Source organism: Mucilaginibacter corticis (assembly GCF_007558865.1).
Lineage (GTDB): Bacteria > Bacteroidota > Bacteroidia > Sphingobacteriales > Sphingobacteriaceae > Mucilaginibacter > Mucilaginibacter corticis.
Genome location: NZ_VLPK01000002.1, coordinates 150,651 through 171,566 on the forward strand (window position 1 = coordinate 150,651; position 20,916 = coordinate 171,566).

A 20,916-nucleotide genomic window follows, 5' to 3' on the forward strand; every position below is an offset into this window, starting at 1 on the left:
TGTATGACTACTGCAGTAATTAGAGAGAAACTACACGATTTTATTGATATAGCTGACGAGAAGAAACTTGAAGCTATCTACTCAATGATAGAAGACGGCGTAATGGAAAATGTTGGTATTTGGGAGGATGAAGAGTTTCTTAATGAATTAGACCGACGCATGGATGAATTGGAAAGCGGTAAAGTAAAAGGTGTAACCCTTGAGGAATTAAAAGCCAAATTCTAAAAATCTTTGGAATACGAAATTATTCTGCACCCCGAAGCAGAAAAGGAATATTTAAAAGCTTGCGTTTGGTATGAGAAAAAAGTTGTTGGCCTGGGTCATCGATTTAAAAATGCTGTTTTAGAACAACTTCAACTTATAAAAGAAAAGCCTGAGCATTATCCTGTTAAAAAACGTAATTATCGCGAAAGCAATGTTGATATATTCCCTTATTTAGTAGTTTACAAAGTCAACAAAGAGAGGGGTTTTATCTATATTGTTTCTATATTTCATACAAGCAAAAATCCTAAAAAGAAGTATCGCACATAAAATTATTGGCACCCCAAAGGATATTTTAAGCGTAACTAATTCTGCACCGGTATTGAACTAATAATTACTTGGCTTCGGTCAGTACCTCTTTATTAAGGATAAAGCAGCTTTCGTCAATGGCTTTTGCTTCGCCATCGGGTTTGTTGTTATTGGTAAAATGGTTTCCCCACACTTCAAGCGATTTGAAGATAACAGACATCTCAAGGCCAAGCGCTGTAAAGGTATATTCAACGCGTGGTGGTACTTCAGGGTATATTTTGCGGGTGATTATCTGGTCTTCTTCAAGCTCACGTAGCTGTTGCGAAAGCATCTTTTCTGTCATACCGCTAATACCGCGGTTTATTTCACTGTAACGTTTTGGGCCGTTGCGCAGTTGGTTTAAGATCTTCAATTTCCACTTGCCGCTTATCACACTTAGCGCCGCTTCCATCGAGCAAGAATAATCTACCTGTCTTTTTTTTGTCATCTTACAAAACTCGAAAATTGATTTAAATCATTTCTGCCCATAACCAACCAAAAGGTGCGTTTCACACTAATTTGTGCATTCTTGACGGATCTCTTGCCTGTGGTTATATTTGATCTATAAAAACAAATATAATGAAAAAGTTAGCTAATAAAACAGCAGTAATTACAGGCGGAAACAGTGGTATAGGCCTGGCCACAGCTAAAGAATTTATAGCACAAGGTGCAAAAGTAATCATCACCGGACGCAATCAGCAGTCAATAAATGAAGCATTGGCATCATTAGGTGATAACGCTCATGGCGTAATTGCAGATAGCGCCGATATTAACCAAATACGTACCTTAGGTGAGCAAATTAGGGCTATTACACCAAATATCGACATTGTATTTATCAATGCGGGCATAGCAAAGTTTAATACTGCCGACCAAATGAGCGAAGACCTGTTTGATGAAATTATGGATATCAACTTTAAAGGTGCTTACTTTAGCCTGCAACAATTGTTGCCGTTGATCAACGATGGCGGATCGATTATTTTAAATACATCTATTAACGCGCATATTGGTATGCCGGGCGCAAGTGTGTATGCCGCAAGTAAGGCAGCCTTATTATCGTTAGCTAAAAACTTATCGGCAGAATTAACAGGAAGAAGAATACGGGTAAACTCAGTAAGCCCCGGCCCGATAGGTACTCCATTACATAGTTCAGAAAAACTGGGTATTAGTGATGAACAACTAACAAAAATGGGTGAGGGCATTATCAGCCAGATCCCGATAGGCAGATTTGGAACAGTAGAAGAACTGGCAAAAATTGTAACCTTCTTTGCATCAGACGACTCAACATTTTTATTGGGTGCCGAGCTGATAGCCGATGGCGGTATGTCTACCTTATAATTACATAATAGTATTCAAGTACTAAAGCGCCGGTTTTGAAAAAAGGCCGGCGTTTTCTCTGACAAAAATGTCACCCCAAAATCAAAGTGTATAAATATGGCATATGTTAGTAATTTCTTTGTCAGAATGTCATATATGTATTTGTGGCAAGCAATTTGAATACTCATATTTGTTAAACAATAACAATAAATTAAAAAGATCATGGCTTTAGAAATAACAGACGCAAACTTTGATGAGCTTGTGCTTAAATCAGATAAACCTGTATTGATTGACTTTTGGGCAGAATGGTGTGGTCCGTGTCGTATGGTTGGTCCGGTAGTTGAAGAAATATCAAAAGAATATGCAGACACCGCAGTTGTAGGCAAAGTTAATGTTGATAACAACCCTGGTATATCTGTAAAATATGGTATCCGCAATATCCCTGCTTTATTATATTTTAAAAACGGCGAGATTGTAGATAAACAAATTGGTGCCGTTCCAAAATCAGTATTGGCCGGCAAATTAGATAAGCAATTAGCTTAACTATTATATAATTAAAGTTTCAAAAAGCGTTACAATGTTGTAACGCTTTTTTTTTGCACTTTTATAATATGTCGCAACTAAACGATGATCAGCAGATACGGCAGTTGGCTAACCTGGAGCTTTTGGCCCGGCAGGTAGTTGAAGGCTTTATAACAGGTTTACATCAAAGCCCGTTCCACGGGTTTTCTGTAGAGTTTGCCGAACACCGGTTGTACAATAATGGCGAGTCGGTAAAAAATATCGACTGGAAATTAATGGCCCGCACCGATAAACTGTTTGTAAAGCAGTTTGAAGAAGAAACCAACCTGCGCTGTTATTTATTGCTGGATACCTCATCGTCCATGAATTTTCCGCAGCAAGGGTTAAATAAGTTGCAGTTTTCTATCTACGCCATTGCATCCTTAATGTACCTGTTTAAAAAACAGCGTGACGCTTTTGCACTCGGGCTTTTTACTGATAAGCTTGAATGGATAAGCCCGGTAAAATCAACCTCGGCGCATTTGTTTTACTTGTATGCCGAGCTGGAAAAACAATATAATCAGCCTAAGATCAATACATCAACAAATATCACCTCGGTGTTACACCATGTTGCCGAACAGATCCATCAACGGTCATTGGTGATCATATTCAGCGATATGCTGGAAAATAACCTGGATATTGAAAAAATGAACGCGTTATTCGCCGCCATACAGCATTTAAAATATAACAAACATGAGGTGGTGATCTTTAATGTTAATGATAAGCAAAAAGAGCTGGACTTTAACTTTGACAACCGCCCGCACCACTTTATTGATATAGAAAGCGGCGATGAAGTAAAGGTGCATCCGGGTAAGATCCGCCAGGCCTATCAAAACTCATTGCAGCAATACAAACACCAGCTCGAACTAAAATGCGCGCAATACCATATTGATATGGTTGACGCCGCCATACAGGATGGATACTACAGTATCTTAAAATCATATCTTATTAAACGCAATAGTATGGTTTGATTTTTGGTGAGCAATCTGTTGTTAATTGATCAAACATTCATTTATTAATTCCGTCAACAAATTGCCATCAATAAAAAAGAAATTAAGCAAATCAATTCATACAAGTTTGTGTTAATCATAAAACGTATTATTTATATATGAAGTTATCTGTCGAACGTAAGCCAGTAAGAGTTAATCCAGATCCCAAGCGTGTAATTGCAAGATTCTTTTTTAACGGGAATGACCGGGCCAAAGAAGTACTTGAACGTGTTATCAGTATAAGTGAAGAAGAGGCTTTCAGTATCATCTCTCCATTATTGCAGGAATACTCTAAACGCCACCGTAATATTACCCGTGTTTTAAACAGGCATTGCAGCAAGTTAAAACCACTTTTAGCCGAATTGAATATTGATTATGATACACTTACTGTGTACCGTAAACTGTTAATAGGCTCTTATTTTACGCACGAATACTCTATTGAATCTGCGGCGTTCTTTAATCCGTCTATTATCCAGGATCCTGATCAGACCGAGCTTTCTGAAGGCGAGCGCAGGGTGATCATGAGTTTCAGGGCAGTGGGCGAGGGGCATATCTCGTCTATTACGTTCCGTCGTGCACTCATCGATAAGAACAATGAGATCACCGTATTACCTGCCGGTAATTATATTGATGAGGCCGAAATAGTACGCAACGCGGTTTATAACAAAAAGCTGTTTTTTGATAAAGCTGCTATCACCCAGATAAACATTGATGTGTTGAATGAGCTTGAGGCTAAGCTTGATCACCATTTTGAATACTCGAACCTGAGGCGCATCATTATTGATTCGCAAAAGCTGCAGGAAAGCGATATGAAAAAATTGGAGTATGATAAAGTGCTTTGGCTGGCCGACTCATATTACGAGATTGTATTTTCATTAGATACCGATATATCAGACCGGGTGATCTTCCCTATATCAGAGTACGAGCGTAAAGGTATTGAGGACGCGCGTTTTGTTGAGTTTATAACTGACGACGGTAGTTGTATTTATTATGCAACTTATACCGCTTATGACGGCGCCCTGATCATGCCAAAATTATTGCAAACCACCGATTTTTATAACTTCAAGATCATGCCGTTATACGGAGCGGGTGCGCAGAATAAAAACCTGGCCTTGTTCCCGCGGAAGGTAAACGGTAAATATGTGATGATCTCGCGCATTGACGGGTGTAATAATTATATCATGTATTCGGATAAGATCAATATATGGGAGAAACCAATACTGCTGCAAAAGCCTAAGTTTAGCTGGGAGTTTGTGCAAATAGGTAACTGTGGGTCGCCGATTGAGACCGAGCACGGCTGGATAGTAATTACCCATGGCGTTGGTCCAATGCGTCGTTACGTGTTAGGGGCAAGCTTATTAAAGCTTGAAGACCCGGAAGTTGAAATAGGCAGGCTCAGAGAACCGATACTGATACCGAATAGCGATGAACGCGAAGGTTATGTACCTAACGTGATTTACTCCTGCGGATCGATCATTAATAATAATAAGCTGATCATCCCGTATGGCTTGTCTGATTACTCGACCTCATTTGCCGAGATTGACCTGGACGAGCTGATAGCTAAGTTTAAAGAAGATGCGATAGTAACTAAAAAAGAAAAGAAGCAGGTAGCAGTTTAAATTATGAAATCACGAGGCTGTAGAAAAATCAGGCCTTGTGTTTGCATTATATGGTTACCTGCTTTTAAGCACTACAGCAGCTTCTTGTATAGCCAAAGTGTCGTTGGTTTTTAATTGGGTTATTACCGAGCTGTTAAACTCATTAAACAAAGCACCTGCGCTCGATTTATATTGAAAAACATTTTGAAAAGAAGAGGAGCTTACTATTTTATAACTTAAACGCGAGAACGATAAATTGTTATAATCACCATAGCCCACACGCACTTCTCCTTCAATAACAGCCCCATTGATTGATGCTGGTGCAGGGTCATGATACTTGAGAAGATTGTATATAAAATCGCTTTTATTAAGCGGAGAGCGAAATTTGGAAGTAAATAAAAACTGCGTGATGTTTTTGGTAACCGCGTATTTTAGAGTTGATGAGGAAAACATGGCGGTATCTCTATCGATAAACGTCATTGAACTGGTGTCGCTTGGTTGGTAGGCCAAATTGAAATATGTACTGTCTTTCCCTATGAACTTATTCTTTAAGGCCATATCAGTTATTTCGCCATTAGCTGTATAAACCCTTATCGTTCCTTTTTGCGTTACGCCTGTAACATACAATTTATGTGGAAAGACAACATTGGCATAATCTGTGCTTTTATCTTTTTTACAAGCTAAAATACATAACGTTAAAAAAAGCAAGGATAAGGTCAAATATTTGTTTAGCATAATGATAAGGCATTGAGCTTCTAAAATAGTAAAATCAGGGCCAAAAGAAATAGTTAAACAATAAAAGGGCAATTGTTTGCATCCAGGCTTTCATCGTACAAATCAAATTTTGTTAATAAGATTTACTAACGTCCCAATATCTGCTGATACAACTTCAAATAATCGCTCACCATTTTATCGCACGAAAATTGCGCGGTGGCCCAGTTATAGCAATCTTCTCTTTTAAGATCCTTTAAGCGCTCAACGGCATTTACAGCCTCGTCGATATTATTAACCAGAAAGCCGGTTTCATTATCCTTGATCAATTCTGGCATTGATCCTTTGTTAAAGGCAATAACCGGTGTGCCGCAAAGCATGGCTTCGGCTACGCTTAGGCCAAAGGGTTCATTAAAGTTAATAGGGTGCAGCAGCGCCAGTGCATTGCCCAATAAGGCATTGCGTTTGTCAGGACCGGCACTGCCAATATATTCTATCTGATCGCTGAATTGCGGCTCTATCTTTTCTTTAAAATAGCCTTCGTCCTGCACTATACCGGCTATCAGAAGTTTACGTTTACTTTTTTTGGCGATCTCTATCGCTTCGGCGGTGCCTTTATCCGGGTGGATACGGCCAAAGTAAAGCAGGTAATCCTCCGGGTTATCGTTAAAAACAAAGTCCCTGGTATCTAAGCCATTGTAAACCGTAGCTAAGTAATCAAGTTCGGCACTGCGGTCGCTATTGCTGATGGATACATAATAGCCTATATGGTTATACTTCTTATAAACGGGAATTATCCTTTGCGACGAAAATCCGTGTATGGTAGTAATAACCGGAGTTTTTATTAACCCCGAATAGGTGAGGGGCAAAAAGTCGAAATTGTTGTGTATGATATCAAAATCGTCAGCCCTGTCCATCAGGTTACTGATGTGCAGGCACTCCAATACCTTGGCATCTTGCGTACGGTCTTCTTCGTAACCCTTTTCACAAACGGATGCTAAGGTACCCGAGGTTATAGAATCGCCTGTGGCGAAAAGTGTTACATCAACCCCCAATTTAACCAAACCTTCGGCTATGTTTGAAGTCACCTGCTCCCACGGCCCGTAATGCCTGGGCGGTGTGCGCCAGGCAACGGGAGATAATACGGCTGCTTTCATTTATTTGGCACTTACCAATTTTTGCGAGAACCGGTTATACTCATACTCCAGCTCAAACGCTTGCAATACGGTTAAGTGCGATATTAAATAAGCTAAAGTACTTTCTGCACCCTGGTTACGGTTGATGCCTGTTGGTAATAAGCCATCGCAGCAGCCTTTGGTTTCGTGATCATATAATGGCGCGCGTAGGGTATTTTCGCCCAGGAACCATTTATAGCACAAGAACATTTTCTCGATATGCTCCGGCTTACGGAATAACTGGTAAGCCTGGAAATGCATCAGCACCATGGCCATTGTCTCAATAGCCTGCTGATCATAGATCGGGAATTTACCGCCGCGTTGGTACCAGCCTTCATTGCCTACCGGGCTTAAATATCCGTTTGACAGGGTAAGGTTATCCAGGAAGGACATGGTTTTCAATGCGACTTCTCTTACCCGCTCATTTCCGGTTATCTGGCAGGAATGCAACAGTGCCAATGGTAAAATAGCATTATCATAGGTCATGCTGTCTTCAAACCATTCCCAATCGTCAGAGCGGTTTTTTTCATAGGCCTCAACCAATGGGTTGGTCAGTCTTACCAACTCATTTACCATGCCTTCGTCGGTAGGGTGTACCTGCAGGTATAGTGCCACACCTATAGCCGTATTGGCTACACCGCGCAAATGGTTTAATGATTTGAAATGCGGTATTGATTTTTGGAATATTTCGGTAGCAAACTCTTTGTAAGAATTGCTTGTCGCGTAAGCAATCAGATAACCCAAACTCCAAATGGTACGTCCGTACGAATCTTCTGAACCAACCTCATCCAAATATTGCCTGCTAAAGCTCAAAAAGTTACGGAAGTTACCGTCATCCGTTTGCATATAGTGAATGTAGCTCAGGTAGATAGGCAATAATTCAAATGCCTCTTTGCTGTTGCTGCGTTTGTGGGCCATAATAGCCATGATCAGCGCTCTTGCGTTATCATCCAAACAATACCCTTCTTTCAAGTTAGGTATGCCATATTTGGCGTGTTGTACTATGCCGGTGTCATCCGTTAATCGCAATACGTGTGCAAGGTTAAACTTAGGCATAACTTCAGGGTCAACAATGCTGTTTTTCAGGATCTTGTCCCTGTAGTCATGCTCATATAACGCCTCTTGCGCAACTTTTATAAACTCGGCGCCTGTTGCGGGCCAGCGTAAATGTAAGCCATATTCGTAAGCGTTTTGCTTTAACTCATTAAGTACGCGTTCCTGGTCAAGCAATTCAATCACAATGTCTGCTAGGGCATCGGCATTTTTAAAATCGAACAAACGGCCACGGTTATGGTCAAGAAGTTCAACCGCGTGCCAGTATGGGGTCGATACCACGGCTGATCCTGCACCGACAGCATACGACAGCGTTCCGCTGGTTATTTGTGCTTCGTTCAAGTATGGTGTAACGTAGATCTCGGCTGCCGACAGGTATTGGATCAGTTCTTCTTCGGCAACAAACTTGTTTACAAACGCCAGGTTTTGCGATACGCCTAACTGATTGGCCAGTGTCTTTAAATGATCGCGATATTCCTCACCCGAATTCTTAATTACCCCCGGGTGCGTATTGCCCAATACCACGTAAACCACGTCCGGATGGTCCTTTACAATACGCGGTAAGGCACGTACCACAGTTTCCAGACCTTTGTTACGGCTGATCAAACCGAACGTTAATAGTACCCGGCGGTTTTTAAACGGAATTATATTCTTTATAGGGTTGTCTTCGGGTGCCTCCAGATCAGGTACACCGTGCTCAATGATCTGGATCTTTTCAATTGGGATATCATATATGGTGGTTAAAAACTCTACCGCCCGCTGGCTCATCACAATTATTTTTGACGATTGCTCAGCTATCTCACGGATAATAACACGTTGTACATAGCTGGGATCTTTTAGTATGGTATGCAGAATTGATATTAAGGGTTTCTCTAACCTGTTTATTAACGGTAGTATGTAGATACCGCTTTCGCCACCGTAAATACCAAATTCATGCTCCATGATACATACATCGGCAGTGCTGGTATTGATATAATTGGCTGCTCTGATATAGTCTTTTTGATGGTTTTGGCGGATAACATACTTCACCTCGTCGGGGTATTCATATTCGTGGATATCTTCAGAATCTGTCAAAGCCACAACAAAATCACCTTTAAGCACATTGCTTCTTTCAGGGAAATTAGAACCGATGGCTTTCATCAGGTTGTTGTTGAATGTTGCAATACCGCATTCGCGAGGTGGATAGGTTGAGATGTATGCTATTTTCATATTTTTTGGTAGTGTTTTGATCGGGGTCATGGTATACTAATTGTTTTGTTGTATAGTATACTGACTTGAAAAAGGTGCAATTACTCCATGAAAAGCCTGTTTCCTTTAATAAAATGCACTTTTTAGCAGTATAACCTACATTTTGCATAAACCATACCAAAGTACCATCTCAACGTATGGTAACCCTTTTGTTACATTGCGATTGTTCGAAGTTATTTATGGAAATAAGCACGCGTTTATATTGCGCTGTCCCACGCGAGTGTGAGACAGATGAGACAAGTGGGACAGTTATTTTAACTAAATATTGAAATATAGATTTTTAACAGAAAATGGTGGGACAAAATGGGACAAAAAACTGACAACATAGCGTCATCAGAAATATGGCGGTTTAACTACTTGGTTTGATAAGTTCTAATAACTGCACCCGTTTCTGGCTGAATTATTACCGCAGTATCACACCAATTAAATAGCACCACCTCATTGTTATTATTGAGTTCCACGCCAATATATGGGCAATTATTCGATCCCCAATAATACAGTTGAACTTCGCCTATTCGCCAAAGAAAGTCCCCCGTCGAACTTATAGCAAATACATTATGATTATATATAATTTTAGGCGGAGCCTCTATTAAAATTATAATGACATCTTCTAAAAGCAGAGCTTCTTTGATTGGGTATTCAAAATCAATTGAATATCCATTGTTTAATGTAATTTTATTTTGGTGTGTTTTAAAGCTCATATAAGATATACATCAACTATTACCCTTAGTTGGGATAATACTATCTGTTCAGAAAACGGGCTTTAATATCTGACATTACTTGCTGATGAGGAATTCCTTCTCCATGGTCAAGTTCTGATTTGGCTTTGTTTATGCTTTGCTTTACTTCTTCAGGCAGGTTATTCCAAAAGTCATTCTCTGACAAACCAAGTAAATATTCGATCTCGATATCCATACCAATAAAGATAGCGTTTTAGATATTTAAACTTTTTGCCAATTAACTGAACTTTAACAATAATAACTGATCGCCTCCAAAATAACCCCACAGGCCTTTTCAATTTCATCAGCAGTAATAATTAGCGGGGGCGCTATCCGCATGGCATTGTCGCAGTGTAAAAACCAGTCGGTTATTATGCCGTTGGCAATGCAGCGGTCTATTATCTTTTTGTTGGTGTCGAAGTCCTTTAGTTCGATAGCCAGCATCAGGCCTTTGCCGCGCACTTCTTTTATGGCGGGGTGGACTAACAATTTGCGCATTAAGGCTTCCTTTTCGGCAACGGTAGCTACCAGGTTTTCATCCAGTAATACCTCTAAAGCTGCTAAGCCTGCCGCGCAGCATACCGGGTGACCGCCAAAGGTGGTTATGTGGCCCAGTATGGGGTTTTCTTTCAGCGCGCCCATTATATTGTTGGATGATATAAACGCGCCAATCGGCATGCCGCCACCCAAGGCTTTGGCCAGCAACAAAATATCAGGCACAATGCCAAAATGCTCAAAGGCGAACAATTTACCTGTGCGACCCAGGGCGGCCTGGATCTCATCGAGGATAAGCAGTGTGCCTGTTTCGTCGCAGCGTTTGCGTAGGGCTTGCATATAAGTTATATCAGGCACACGGATGCCGGCTTCGCCTTGTATGGTTTCAATAATTACACAGGCAGTTTGGGTGGAAATGAGTTCAAGATCGGCAGGGTTATTAAACCTGATAAAGCTAACACCCGGCAATAACGGACGATAAGCCTGCTTAAAGTCCTCATTACCCATTACGCTTAGCGCGCCATGACTACTGCCGTGGTAAGAGTTTTTACAGGCGATGATCTGCTGACGGCCGGTAAATCGTTTGGCCAGTTTTAAAGCCCCTTCAACAGCCTCGGCACCCGAGTTAACAAAGTACACCGACTGTAAATTTTGAGGCAATACAGATACCAGCTTTTCGGCGAAACGTACCTGCGGGGTCTGCACATACTCGCCGTACACCATCAGGTGCATATATTTGTCAACCTGTTGTTTTATAGCCTCAATTACCTTAGGGTTGCTATGGCCAAGATTACTTACGCCGATGCCCGATATCAGGTCGATATAAGCCTTACCCTCACTGTCATAAAGGTAAACACCTTCGGCGCGTTCAAACTCCAATAGCAGCGGGAAATCTGTGGTTTGCGCGTTGTTGGCTAAAAATAACTGGCGAAGGGTTAACATAAGGCCAAAAATACAAAAGGCTTACCACTTTATGCGATAAGCCTTTTATTGTCCGATAAATATTTTGATTACGGTGCCGGCGTATTTTGTTCGTGCAGTTTTCTTACCAGTTCGTCGTTAAACTCGCGTTCGCTTTTTATTAGCTGGCTCACCTTTTCGGGTGGCAGTACCTTCATAAACTCGTCATTATAACGCTTGCGGATCTCTACCAGTTGCGCGTCGTAATCCAGATCGCGTTTAACCTGGTCAGCGCCGTTTGCCTGCGCGTCAGAGTTGTTTAAGCGTTTTAAACGTCTTACCTCAAAAAGCTCGCTTTGATACCTGCGGTACATGGGCCAGAATTTTTGCCCCTGTTCGCGCGACAGCGAAAGCTGCTGGCTGATAAAGGCTTCTTTAACCACCTGGATTTTACGCATGCCTGGGTTGAACGCCCGTGGTTCGACAACCCGGTTATTGGGCTGCTGCCGCCTGAAACCCATGCGCAGATCTTGCGAAAAAGCGCTTAGGCTGACACATGATATGAGTAATATAACAAAAATATGTTGGTACAACTTATTCACTGTCATATCTTATTGGTCGGTATAATCTTGTAAAGCAGCCTTCAGGTCGGCGGTGCTTACAGGTAAATTTTCAGAAGATACAGTGTGCTGTGTATCACCACCGTCAACAGTTTCTTCCAGATAATCCTGGATATCGGTTGCCGGTATGGTTGATAATTCTTTGTGCAGGAAAGAACGGTTATGCACCGCGCTTGGCGATTCAAACTGTAAAAATACCCCGGTACCTATCATCATTACAAAACAAGCGGCAGTCGCGTATTTGAACGCGGTTGATGAAAGCATCCGGATAACAGCGCTTTTGCGTTTTACAACTTCTTTTTTATTAACCGTTTTAGCCAGTATGTCCTGGTTTAACTGGTTAAAATACCCCTGCGGAACTGTTAAAGTATCTTCGGCGTTAACCAATGCCTCTTCAACCACTATCCTGCTTTGGATCTTGCTGCTTAATTCTTCAAAATAATTTGCAGGTACGGTAAGGCCTGTATCCTGCGTATCCAATAACTCTTCAACCGCTATGCGGCTTTGTATGTTATTGGTCAGTTCCTCAAAATAATTTGCAGGTACGGTAAGGCCTGTATCCTGCGTATCCAATAACTCTTCAACCGCTATGCGGCTTTGTATGTTGCTGCTTAGTTCGTCAAAATAGTTTTCAGGAACGGTAAGGCCTGTTGGCTGCGCGTTTATAGCATCGTCAACAGCAATACGGCTTTGTATGTTGCTTTTTAATTCTTCAAAATAATTTTCAGGCACAGTAAAGCAATCCGGAGCTATTGAGTTTTTCAACTCATCCAGTTTTATTGCCGATGTAATGCGCTCACCTAATCCCTCAAAATAGCCGTCAGGCACTGTAAACGGGTTTTTTGTACTAACCTGCTTAAGTTTTGCATGATCATTCAGCCACTCTTTATTTTCTATATCCCTTGCCATGATTACCTTATAGATGAAATTTAGATGAAAAGGTTTAACAACATTTTAAATTTAATCTTCTGCCAGTAAAATAGCCTCAATTTTTTTAACCGCCAGGTGAAACGAGGCTTTTAATGCCCCCACACTGGTACCCAATACCTGCGATATCTCTTCGTACTTCATATCATCATAATATTTCATGTTGAATACAAGCCGTTGTTTCTCGGGTAAAGTTATAATGGCGTTCTGTAATTTTTTTTGTGCCGCGTCGCCGTTAAAGTAGCTCGAGTCGGCCAGTGTATCAGAAAGGTTATACGCCTCGTCCTCAATAGATACATTGTTTCTTTGTTTCTTTTTATTTAAAAAAGTGATGCATTCATTGCTGGCTATGCGGTACATCCAGGTGTACAACTGCGAGTCGTTACGGAAACCGGCCAGGTTTTTCCAAACCTTAATAAATACATCCTGTACAAGGTCGTCCGCGTCGTCATGGTCAATAACCATGCGGCGCACGTGCCAGTAAATTTTTTGCTGATATTTATTTAGCAGCAGGTTAAATGCCTCGTTGCGGGTGCGCTCATCCTGAAACTTACTTAATATCTCTGCATCTTCAACCTGTGTAGGCATGTTCAATATAGTTTTTTGTATAATAACTATTTACAGTTTTTGTTTTAAACAGCTATCGGCGCTAAAGTAATTATAATTTTGGTTTATGACAAAAATGGGTGGGTAATTCAGGGAAATCGCTTTTACACGTTTTTAATAAAAGTGGACTCTATAAAGGCCTCCTGTTATTAAGCGAGAGTAATTATTAGTCCATACATTTTTGTTCATTTACCCTCTTTGTCGCTTCGAAAGAGAGGGTCGACGAGCACAGTCCCGATAGCTATCGGGATCGGGGTGAGTAAATACCACTCCCCTTTTTTAACCGCTCAATTTTCCGTATTTTTGTAAGTATCGCGCCTGTACCTTAACATCAGCTTGCTCATTACAGCCGATAGATAAAAATCAAGAACTAATAGTCGGTATTTATTTAACTTATTAAACATCAATATTTTAAATAAAAAATCTACTACCGGCATAAGTACTTATACCCGATAAATGCCTGTTTTTACTACCGGCATAACGCCTAATACCCGATAAACAGCATTTTTTACTACCGGTGAAAGCAGCGATACCCGGAAAACCATCGTTTTTACTACCGGTATTAAAGCTTAAACCCGTGCAAATGTAATTTTACTGTTAAGAATAGCCATAACGGTTTAGCCGCCATACACACTGGTTTTCTTTTAATATCTTTGGCTATGAAGCGTATACTATTACTCGCCGCGTTTTTGCTGATCAGGGGGATGGCCTTTTCGCAAACCGCGCCACCTGCCGACCTGGTAACCATACAACAAAGCTTTAAAAAATTAAACGTATTGGGCAGCGTATTGTACGTAGCCGCGCACCCCGACGACGAAAATACCCGACTGCTGGCTTATCTGGCGCAGGAAAAACATTACCGCACGGGTTATTTATCATTAACCCGCGGCGATGGCGGGCAAAACCTGATAGGTAATGAGCAAGGCGAGGTTTTAGGCTTGATACGCACCCAGGAGCTTTTAGCCGCCCGCCGTGTTGATGGCGCCGAGCAGTTTTTTAGCCGGGCAAATGATTTCGGGTTTTCAAAAGGACCGGAAGAAACCCTTAAGATCTGGGATCATGAGAAGGTATTGGGCGATGCCGTATGGGTTATCCGCAAGTTCAGGCCTGACATAATGATCTGCCGTTTTCCAACCACCGGCGAGGGCGGTCACGGACACCATACTTCATCGGCCATTATAGCGCAGGAAGCATTTGCCGCTGCTGCCGATCCGAAACGTTTCCCCGAACAACTTAAATATGTACAGACCTGGCAGGTAAAACGCCTGTTGTGGAACACCTTTAGTTTCGGCAATGTAAATACCACCGCGCCAAACCAGTTTAAGGTTGATGTAGGCGTGTACAATCCCATCCTGGGCAAAGGTTATGGTGAGGTCGCTGCTGATAGCCGCTCTAACCATAAAACGCAGGGCTTTGGTACGGCCAAAACCCGAGGCAGTTCGTTCGAGTTCTTTAAAACCATACTGGGCGATGCGCCCGTAAACGACCTGATGGATGGCGTGAATACTACCTGGGGCAGGATAGCAGGCGGTGACGCTATCGCGGCTGAACTGGCCGGTATCAAAAAAGACTTTGATGCGGAGCACCCTGAAAAATCTGTACCGGGCTTATTGAATGTATTGGCTGATATTCAGAAAATTGATGATCACTATGTAATAGGACAAAAAACGCCGGAGGTAATGGACCTGATTGCCGCTTGTGCAGGATTGTGGGTTGAAGCTTACGCACAGGAACCTTCTTACGCTAAAGGCGACTCCATGAAAATTGTTACCCAGGTTATCAGCAGGAGCAAAGGGATAATATTGCGGAACATTACTACCGACGCCGGATGGCCGGATATACAAAACTGGGATCTCGAAAGACAAAAGAAGGCATCTGCAGACTTTAGCAGAGAATGGAATGTGGTATTAGCGGCTAACCAATTGCAAAGTATTAATTTAAAAGACCTTGCCGGAAACGTTTCCCAACCATATTGGTTGGTTACTCCTCACGAGTTAGGTACCTATAATATTGCTGACCAACGGTTGGTAGGGAACCCCGAAAATCCGGATTCGCCATGGGCAATGTTTAGATTTGAATTGGACGGAAAGCAGTTTTTTATACAACGTAAAATAATGTACAAATACGTTGACCCCGCCAAAGGCGAAGTTTATGAACCTATAGTAATTGCCCCGCCTGTTACTGTCAATATCGTGAATAAAGACTATATTTTTAATAGCGAAAAACCGCAAACCATTCAGGTAAAACTGCAAAGCTTTACCAAAGCAAGTGGTAGCATCAGCCTAAAACCAATAGCGGGCTGGAAGATAACGCCCGAAAAGATAGACTTTACAGACAAGCCAAAGGGAACCGAATGGGTTGAAACCTTCACCGTTGTACCAACCGATAGCAAACCTAAAAATGATGTGTTGAAAGCGGTGGTAAACACAGGCGGTAAGGATTGGTCTATGGGCATTCAGCGCGTGGCTTATGACCATATCCCGGCCATAACTTTGTTTCCGCCTGCCGAGGCTAAATTGATCAATATCGACCTTAAAACCGCAGGCAAAAAAATAGCTTATTTACCTGGTGCCGGCGATTTAGTGCCCGAAGCATTAACTCAGGTAGGTTATGAGGTGCACCAATTAACCGAAAACGAGATCATGAACGGCGATCTTTCTGTTTATGATGCCATTGTTACCGGGGTGCGAGCCTACAACATTAACCAGCGTTTGGTGGTTGAACAACCTAAACTGATGGACTATGTAAACAAAGGCGGTAACCTGGTTGTGCAATATAATGTGTACTCGCCGCTGGTGTTAAACCAGATAGGTCCGTATCCGTTTAAGGTGGTAAACCAGCGTGTTACAGACGAGAATGCTAAGGTTACTTTTATTGATCCGGCAAATGCAGTACTAAACTATCCTAACAAGATAAACCAGGCAGATTTTGAAGGATGGGTGCAGGAGCGGGGGCTTTATTTTGTGAGCAATATTGACAGCCGCTACAAAACCATACTGCAGATGAATGACCCGGGCGAAGCGCCAAACCCCGGCTCATTAATAGTTGCCGATTATGGCAAGGGGCGGTTTGTTTATACCTCGCTTGATTTTTTCAGGGAACTGCCTGCCGGTGTACCGGGCGCTTACAGGCTGTTTGTGAACTTATTAAGCAAGCCGAAATGATAGGATAAATATTGCCTTATAGTTATATTTTTTTTACAAAACGCTATTGCGGCACATCATATAATAAATTACTTTTGCGGGTACTACTAAAATAGAATTATGAAACATCACCAAAAAGCTGAGAAAGAAGATCTGAATTATGTTTATTACCTGGTAGGTATATTGAGCGGCCTTTTTACCGGCGCAATTATCAATGTATCATGCATCTGGATATTAGTGGGTGGTCTTTTCGGATTGTTAACTGCAGCCTTCTTTGTGCATGTATTGGCTAAAAGCAGTGAAGATTTCTGATCCTGAGCTGCCTTCATTTATACGTAACTGGAACCAGTTTTACGGCATTGTAGCCGGATGGCTGGTTTTTTTAATTTTCATTTTTTGGCTCATTACTCTCTACTTTAAATGAGCGTAACCGACTGGATCGTACTTGGTGCTACCATTTTGCTCATCGTAGTATATGGGTTATGGAAAAGCGGTACCAATAAAAACATCGATCAGTTTTTGGTAGGCGGTCGGTCGCTATCCTGGTATCATATTGGTTTTTCGGTAATGGCTACGCAGGCCAGTGCCATCACGTTCCTGTCAGCGCCCGGCCAGGCCTATTCAGACGGGATGCGGTTTGTGCAGTTCTATTTCGGTCTGCCGCTGGCCATGATCGTGCTTTGTATCACGTTCGTCCCCATATTTCATCGCCTTAAAGTATATACCGCTTATGAGTTTTTAGAGCAGCGGTTCGACCTCAAGACCCGTGCGCTTACCTCGCTCTTGTTTTTGGTCCAGCGCGGTTTGTCAACCGGTATCGCCATATATGCGCCGGCCATTATATTATCAACCATTCTTAATATCAATACCATTTATACTACTTTATTTATAGGCGGCTTGGTTACTTTCTACACCGTTTACGGCGGTACCAAAGCGGTATCATACACCCAATTACTGCAAATGAGCATTATCTTTTTGGGGATGTTTGCCGCGGGAGCATTGGTGGTAGTATTGCTGCCGCATAACATTGGTTTTATGCATGCTGTTAAACTTGCCGGTAAAATGGGAAAGATGAATGTGATTGACTGGAAGTTTGACCCAAGCAGCCGCTATAATATCTGGAGCGGGATAATAGGCGGTTTCTTTTTGCAGCTTTCTTATTTCGGTACAGATCAAAGCCAGGTTGGCAGGTACCTAACGGGTAGCTCGGTAGGGCAAAGCCGCATGGGTTTGATCATGAACGGGCTGATAAAGATCCCCATGCAGTTTTGCATACTGTTGATAGGGATACTGGTTTTTGCTTTTTACCAGTTTAACAAACCGCCTATGTTTTTTAACCAGTATGAGGTTAAACAAGTCAAACAAAGCGAATACGGGGGGCAATATGTGGCTTTGGAGGGTAAATACGCCAACGCTTTTGAGCAACGTAAAGCAAAGGCAAATGAACTGATCACAGCCATCGACAATAAAGACAAAGCTGGTATAGATAAAGCCCAGGATAACTTGAAAGCAGCAGATTCAGCAGTCACCAATATCCGTAAGGAAAGCATCAGCCTGATGAAAAAGAATAACACCAAGGCCGATACCGACGATACCAATTACGTTTTCCTGAATTTTGTTACGCATTACCTTCCGAGAGGGCTGATAGGGTTGTTAATAGCGATTGTGTTTTTAGCATCGATGGGGTCTACAGCCAGCGCCTTAAATTCGTTGGCATCAACCAGTGTGGTTGATATTTATAAACGTATAGTAAATCCCGGCGCATCTGATAAAAATTACCTGGCGGCATCACGCCTGGCAACTATATTTTGGGGGCTGGTGTGTATTGGCATGGCGCTATATGCCGGCAAGATGGGTAACTTACTTGAAGCGGTTAACCAATTGGGCTCATACATATACGGAACCATATTAGGTGTATTTATAGTAGCCTTTTACGTAAAAAGGGTAGGAGGCACGGCCGTATTTATTGCTGCTGTAATAACCGAGGCCATTATGTGTATCATGGGATATTTTGGCTGGGTAGCTTATTTATGGCTTAACCCAATCGGGTGTGTTTTAGTGATCCTGATCGGTTTGATGATCAATCCGTTGACAAAAGAAAAAGCAAAGATCGCTTAAAACAAAAAAAGCCCCCTACCGGCGGTAAGGGGCTCAGCATTTAGAAAATTATATTAGCTGCAAATGCACTTGCTTGTTACTTTTGGGCAAGTTGATTTGCTTGTACATTTTGCTTTGCTGCATGATGTACAGGTAGCTTGTTTGGCTTTTTTTACAGCCGGAACAGTTGGTTTTGCAAATACTGATGCACCGGTAAATAATAATACCGCTGCGCTTAAAATTATATTTTTCATGATTTTTTTAAATTAAAGTTTAATAAATAGTGTAATAGCCATAATGGCCTTGAAAGTATTTATTTAAACTTTTGGCGGTTTCCAGTCTGACGGGAAATAACCGGCGGGATTACCGGCTTTGTATGTGGTGACCGGATCTTTAAGGATAATGAAAGTTGCGGGTTTAACTGTTACTGGTTCGACCGTAAGGAAACCGCAAATGCCGCAGGTGAGCAACATGCTGCAAGCATGTCCGTCGCAATCGTTTTGCTTTTGTCCGCTCTTTGGGCATTTTTCAGTTTTGCCAAATTTTTCGCAGCAGGCAGTTTTTGCAGTATGCGCAGCCGTTTTAGCATTCGTTGAATACGCAGACAAAAACAGGATACATACAATTTGCAGGATCGCCAAAAACTTCATTGCAACAAAAGTAAGGAATAATGTTATTGGAATTTAGTGTGCGATGGAAAAATAAATGTGAAACTTGGTTAAAAAATAAATGCCCCTTCGAACTTGCTTCTTAGGGGCATTCAACCTAAACCTTATCACAATTAAACTGGCAAGATTGCCAGCTTATACCCTTTAACGCAATTACTATACCAAATGTTATCTGCCGTGTTAATTGTATTTAAAAAAAATGTGTTTTTAAGTATGCCGACCTGTAAACAGGACGGGAAAATTGTCCTTTTTACACAGCAAACTGTACAAAAAATATTACGCTTGCCGGGTAAAAATTCGTTTTCGCAACACACCATCCAGTAAAAACAAGGCCAACACGGTGTTTAAAAATAAGAACGCTTGCAGTATCCCGCCAGACAGCCAGTTTTTAATATCGGGCATTTTAACCGGTGTACTGTTTACGTGAGTGCCTGTTACCTTCCAGTTAATGTTGAAGATTATGAAGATGAGCAAAGCAGCAAGGGTGACTATAAAAAAGCCCGCAATGGTTTTAACAATATTTTGGTTGACCTTAGCTTTTAACGGCTGCCTGGCATGTTCCGTACGGATCTGCTCTATAACGTTATAAGTAAATGCCATGGATGGTTCTTCCAGTTCAATGCCGGCTATCTCCCGGTTAAAGGCAAGTAGCTCCAGGTATTTTTGCCGGTATTCATCACTCTCGATCAATAAAAGGTCAATGGTCTCGCGCTCAGTTGCAGAGCAGTTGCCATCAATATAGTCCCAAAGTCTTTCTTCAATGCTGTTCATATCAGTTCTTTAACTTCGTGTTTTAAATTACGCTCCAGCTTTTCTTTTAAACGCTGGCGCGCCCTGAATAGTTTAACCTTAACACTGTTGGCCTCAACGCCCAATGTTTGTGCAATTTCTTCTAAAGATTGCTCGCCTTTATAAAATAATGTAATGATAGCAGCGTCATCAGCAGATAGTTGTTCAATAGCCTGGTTAAGGTAAAATGACCTCGACCTGTTTTCGGCATTGTTGGTATCGTATCCTGATGGTACGGCTGCTATTTGTATATCTGTTTCTTCATCGTCAATGGATGAAGTATCTAATCTTTTCTTACGCAATGATGTCATTGCTGTAGTGTAAACTATACTATATAGCCATGTGCTGAATTTTGACTCCTGCTTAAAATTATCAAGCGAGCGGTAAGCCTTAATAAAACAGTCCTGCGCAACTTCTTCTGCATCTTCCCGGTTTTTGGTAAAGCGCATGGCCAGCGTAAAGACAAAACGCTGGTGCCGTTTAACCAGGTCTGCATATGCCGATTGATCACCTGCCAGTGTTTTTTGTATCAGTTCTGTATCTGTAAGCTTGCTCTGCATCTTATATACCTGCTTTGACTACATAAGATTTGTTTAGGTTACACCCTAATTGTATAAATATACCATTTAAGTGGCAAGCGTTTTTTTGTGATGATGTGAAATAATATAACAAACATTTTAAAAAAGAGTGTAACCTAATTAAAAAGCATGTTGTCATAGCTTGCAAATACACCTGATGTGGTGTATCTGAAAGG

General features: G+C 41.7%; 23 protein-coding genes. 9 read left to right on the forward strand and 14 right to left on the reverse strand.

The window, feature by feature from the left end; translation table 11 throughout:
- Positions 1-3 precede the first annotated feature (3 nt).
- Both FO440_RS11315 and FO440_RS11320 read left to right on the forward strand, forming a co-directional pair.
- Positions 4-225 carry an addiction module protein gene (locus FO440_RS11315; RefSeq protein ID WP_144248379.1) on the forward strand — a complete coding sequence of 74 codons (222 nt, stop codon included), beginning with the start codon at positions 4-6 and terminating at the stop codon, positions 223-225.
- 6 nt (positions 226-231) lie between these two features.
- Positions 232-531: a type II toxin-antitoxin system RelE/ParE family toxin gene (locus FO440_RS11320; RefSeq protein ID WP_144248380.1), complete on the forward strand. Its 300-nt coding sequence runs from the start codon at positions 232-234 to the stop codon at positions 529-531.
- Positions 532-595: 64 nt separating this feature from the next.
- On the opposite strand, the gene FO440_RS11325 is transcribed toward FO440_RS11320, so the two are convergent.
- The gene (locus FO440_RS11325) at positions 596-997 is read right to left on the reverse strand and encodes a winged helix-turn-helix transcriptional regulator (RefSeq protein WP_144248381.1); all 402 of its coding nucleotides are present in this window, start codon (positions 995-997) and stop codon (positions 596-598) included.
- Between the two features lie 131 nt (positions 998-1,128).
- Between FO440_RS11325 and FO440_RS11330 the strand changes: the two genes are divergently transcribed.
- The 4 genes from FO440_RS11330 (at position 1,129) to FO440_RS11345 (ending at position 5,032) form a co-directional block, all read left to right on the forward strand.
- Entirely contained in the window at positions 1,129-1,884 is a 756-nt protein-coding gene (locus FO440_RS11330; protein ID WP_144248382.1) for an SDR family oxidoreductase, read from the forward strand.
- Between the two features lie 201 nt (positions 1,885-2,085).
- A complete protein-coding gene (gene trxA, locus FO440_RS11335) occupies positions 2,086-2,406 on the forward strand; it encodes a thioredoxin (RefSeq protein WP_144248383.1) in 321 nt (106 codons plus the stop codon).
- 68 nt (positions 2,407-2,474) lie between these two features.
- Positions 2,475-3,395 (forward strand): DUF58 domain-containing protein, encoded by a 921-nt coding sequence (locus FO440_RS11340; protein WP_144248384.1) that lies wholly within the window; start codon positions 2,475-2,477, stop codon positions 3,393-3,395.
- A 137-nt stretch (positions 3,396-3,532) separates the two neighbouring features.
- Positions 3,533-5,032, forward strand: coding sequence for a glycoside hydrolase family 130 protein (locus FO440_RS11345; RefSeq protein WP_144248385.1), 1,500 nt, complete (start codon positions 3,533-3,535; stop codon positions 5,030-5,032).
- A 54-nt stretch (positions 5,033-5,086) separates the two neighbouring features.
- Here FO440_RS11345 and FO440_RS11350 read toward each other — a convergent pair whose 3' ends face one another.
- The 9 genes from FO440_RS11350 to FO440_RS11385 form a co-directional block, all read right to left on the reverse strand.
- Complete coding sequence (locus FO440_RS11350; protein WP_144248386.1) at positions 5,087-5,746, reverse strand: hypothetical protein; 660 nt, start codon at positions 5,744-5,746, stop codon at positions 5,087-5,089.
- 125 nt (positions 5,747-5,871) lie between these two features.
- Entirely contained in the window at positions 5,872-6,879 is a 1,008-nt protein-coding gene (locus tag FO440_RS11355) for a glycosyltransferase family 4 protein (RefSeq protein WP_144248387.1), read from the reverse strand.
- Positions 6,880-9,159, reverse strand: coding sequence for a glycosyltransferase family 4 protein (locus FO440_RS11360; protein ID WP_144248388.1), 2,280 nt, complete (start codon positions 9,157-9,159; stop codon positions 6,880-6,882).
- A 392-nt stretch (positions 9,160-9,551) separates the two neighbouring features.
- Complete coding sequence (locus FO440_RS11365; RefSeq protein ID WP_144248389.1) at positions 9,552-9,899, reverse strand: hypothetical protein; 348 nt, start codon at positions 9,897-9,899, stop codon at positions 9,552-9,554.
- 40 nt (positions 9,900-9,939) lie between these two features.
- Positions 9,940-10,113, reverse strand: a complete 174-nt coding sequence (locus FO440_RS24415) for a hypothetical protein (protein WP_186292649.1) — start codon at positions 10,111-10,113, stop codon at positions 9,940-9,942.
- A 53-nt stretch (positions 10,114-10,166) separates the two neighbouring features.
- Complete coding sequence (locus FO440_RS11370) at positions 10,167-11,354, reverse strand: aspartate aminotransferase family protein (protein ID WP_144248390.1); 1,188 nt, start codon at positions 11,352-11,354, stop codon at positions 10,167-10,169.
- A 68-nt stretch (positions 11,355-11,422) separates the two neighbouring features.
- The gene (locus FO440_RS11375) at positions 11,423-11,920 is read right to left on the reverse strand and encodes a hypothetical protein (protein ID WP_144248391.1); all 498 of its coding nucleotides are present in this window, start codon (positions 11,918-11,920) and stop codon (positions 11,423-11,425) included.
- 3 nt (positions 11,921-11,923) lie between these two features.
- A complete protein-coding gene (locus FO440_RS11380) occupies positions 11,924-12,841 on the reverse strand; it encodes a hypothetical protein (RefSeq protein ID WP_144248392.1) in 918 nt (305 codons plus the stop codon).
- Positions 12,842-12,892: 51 nt separating this feature from the next.
- Complete coding sequence (locus tag FO440_RS11385) at positions 12,893-13,447, reverse strand: RNA polymerase sigma factor (RefSeq protein WP_144248393.1); 555 nt, start codon at positions 13,445-13,447, stop codon at positions 12,893-12,895.
- A gap of 677 nt (positions 13,448-14,124) precedes the next feature.
- Between FO440_RS11385 and FO440_RS11390 the strand changes: the two genes are divergently transcribed.
- The 3 genes from FO440_RS11390 (at position 14,125) to FO440_RS11400 (ending at position 18,726) form a co-directional block, all read left to right on the forward strand.
- Complete coding sequence (locus FO440_RS11390; protein WP_144248394.1) at positions 14,125-16,629, forward strand: PIG-L family deacetylase; 2,505 nt, start codon at positions 14,125-14,127, stop codon at positions 16,627-16,629.
- Positions 16,630-16,728: 99 nt separating this feature from the next.
- Positions 16,729-16,920, forward strand: a complete 192-nt coding sequence (locus tag FO440_RS11395) for a hypothetical protein (protein ID WP_144248395.1) — start codon at positions 16,729-16,731, stop codon at positions 16,918-16,920.
- 108 nt (positions 16,921-17,028) lie between these two features.
- Positions 17,029-18,726 carry a sodium:solute symporter gene (locus tag FO440_RS11400; protein ID WP_144248396.1) on the forward strand — a complete coding sequence of 566 codons (1,698 nt, stop codon included), beginning with the start codon at positions 17,029-17,031 and terminating at the stop codon, positions 18,724-18,726.
- 53 nt (positions 18,727-18,779) lie between these two features.
- Here FO440_RS11400 and FO440_RS11405 read toward each other — a convergent pair whose 3' ends face one another.
- From FO440_RS11405 to FO440_RS11420, 4 genes are all read right to left on the reverse strand, one after another.
- Positions 18,780-18,959: a hypothetical protein gene (locus tag FO440_RS11405; RefSeq protein WP_144248397.1), complete on the reverse strand. Its 180-nt coding sequence runs from the start codon at positions 18,957-18,959 to the stop codon at positions 18,780-18,782.
- 63 nt (positions 18,960-19,022) lie between these two features.
- Positions 19,023-19,355, reverse strand: coding sequence for a hypothetical protein (locus FO440_RS11410; protein WP_144248398.1), 333 nt, complete (start codon positions 19,353-19,355; stop codon positions 19,023-19,025).
- A gap of 294 nt (positions 19,356-19,649) precedes the next feature.
- On the reverse strand, positions 19,650-20,144 hold the full coding sequence (locus FO440_RS11415) for a hypothetical protein (RefSeq protein ID WP_144248399.1): 495 nt from the start codon (positions 20,142-20,144) through the stop codon (positions 19,650-19,652).
- Entirely contained in the window at positions 20,141-20,722 is a 582-nt protein-coding gene (locus FO440_RS11420; RefSeq protein ID WP_144248400.1) for an RNA polymerase sigma factor, read from the reverse strand. The genes FO440_RS11415 and FO440_RS11420 overlap by 4 nt, the downstream gene beginning before the upstream one ends.
- Positions 20,723-20,916: the final 194 nt, after the last annotated feature.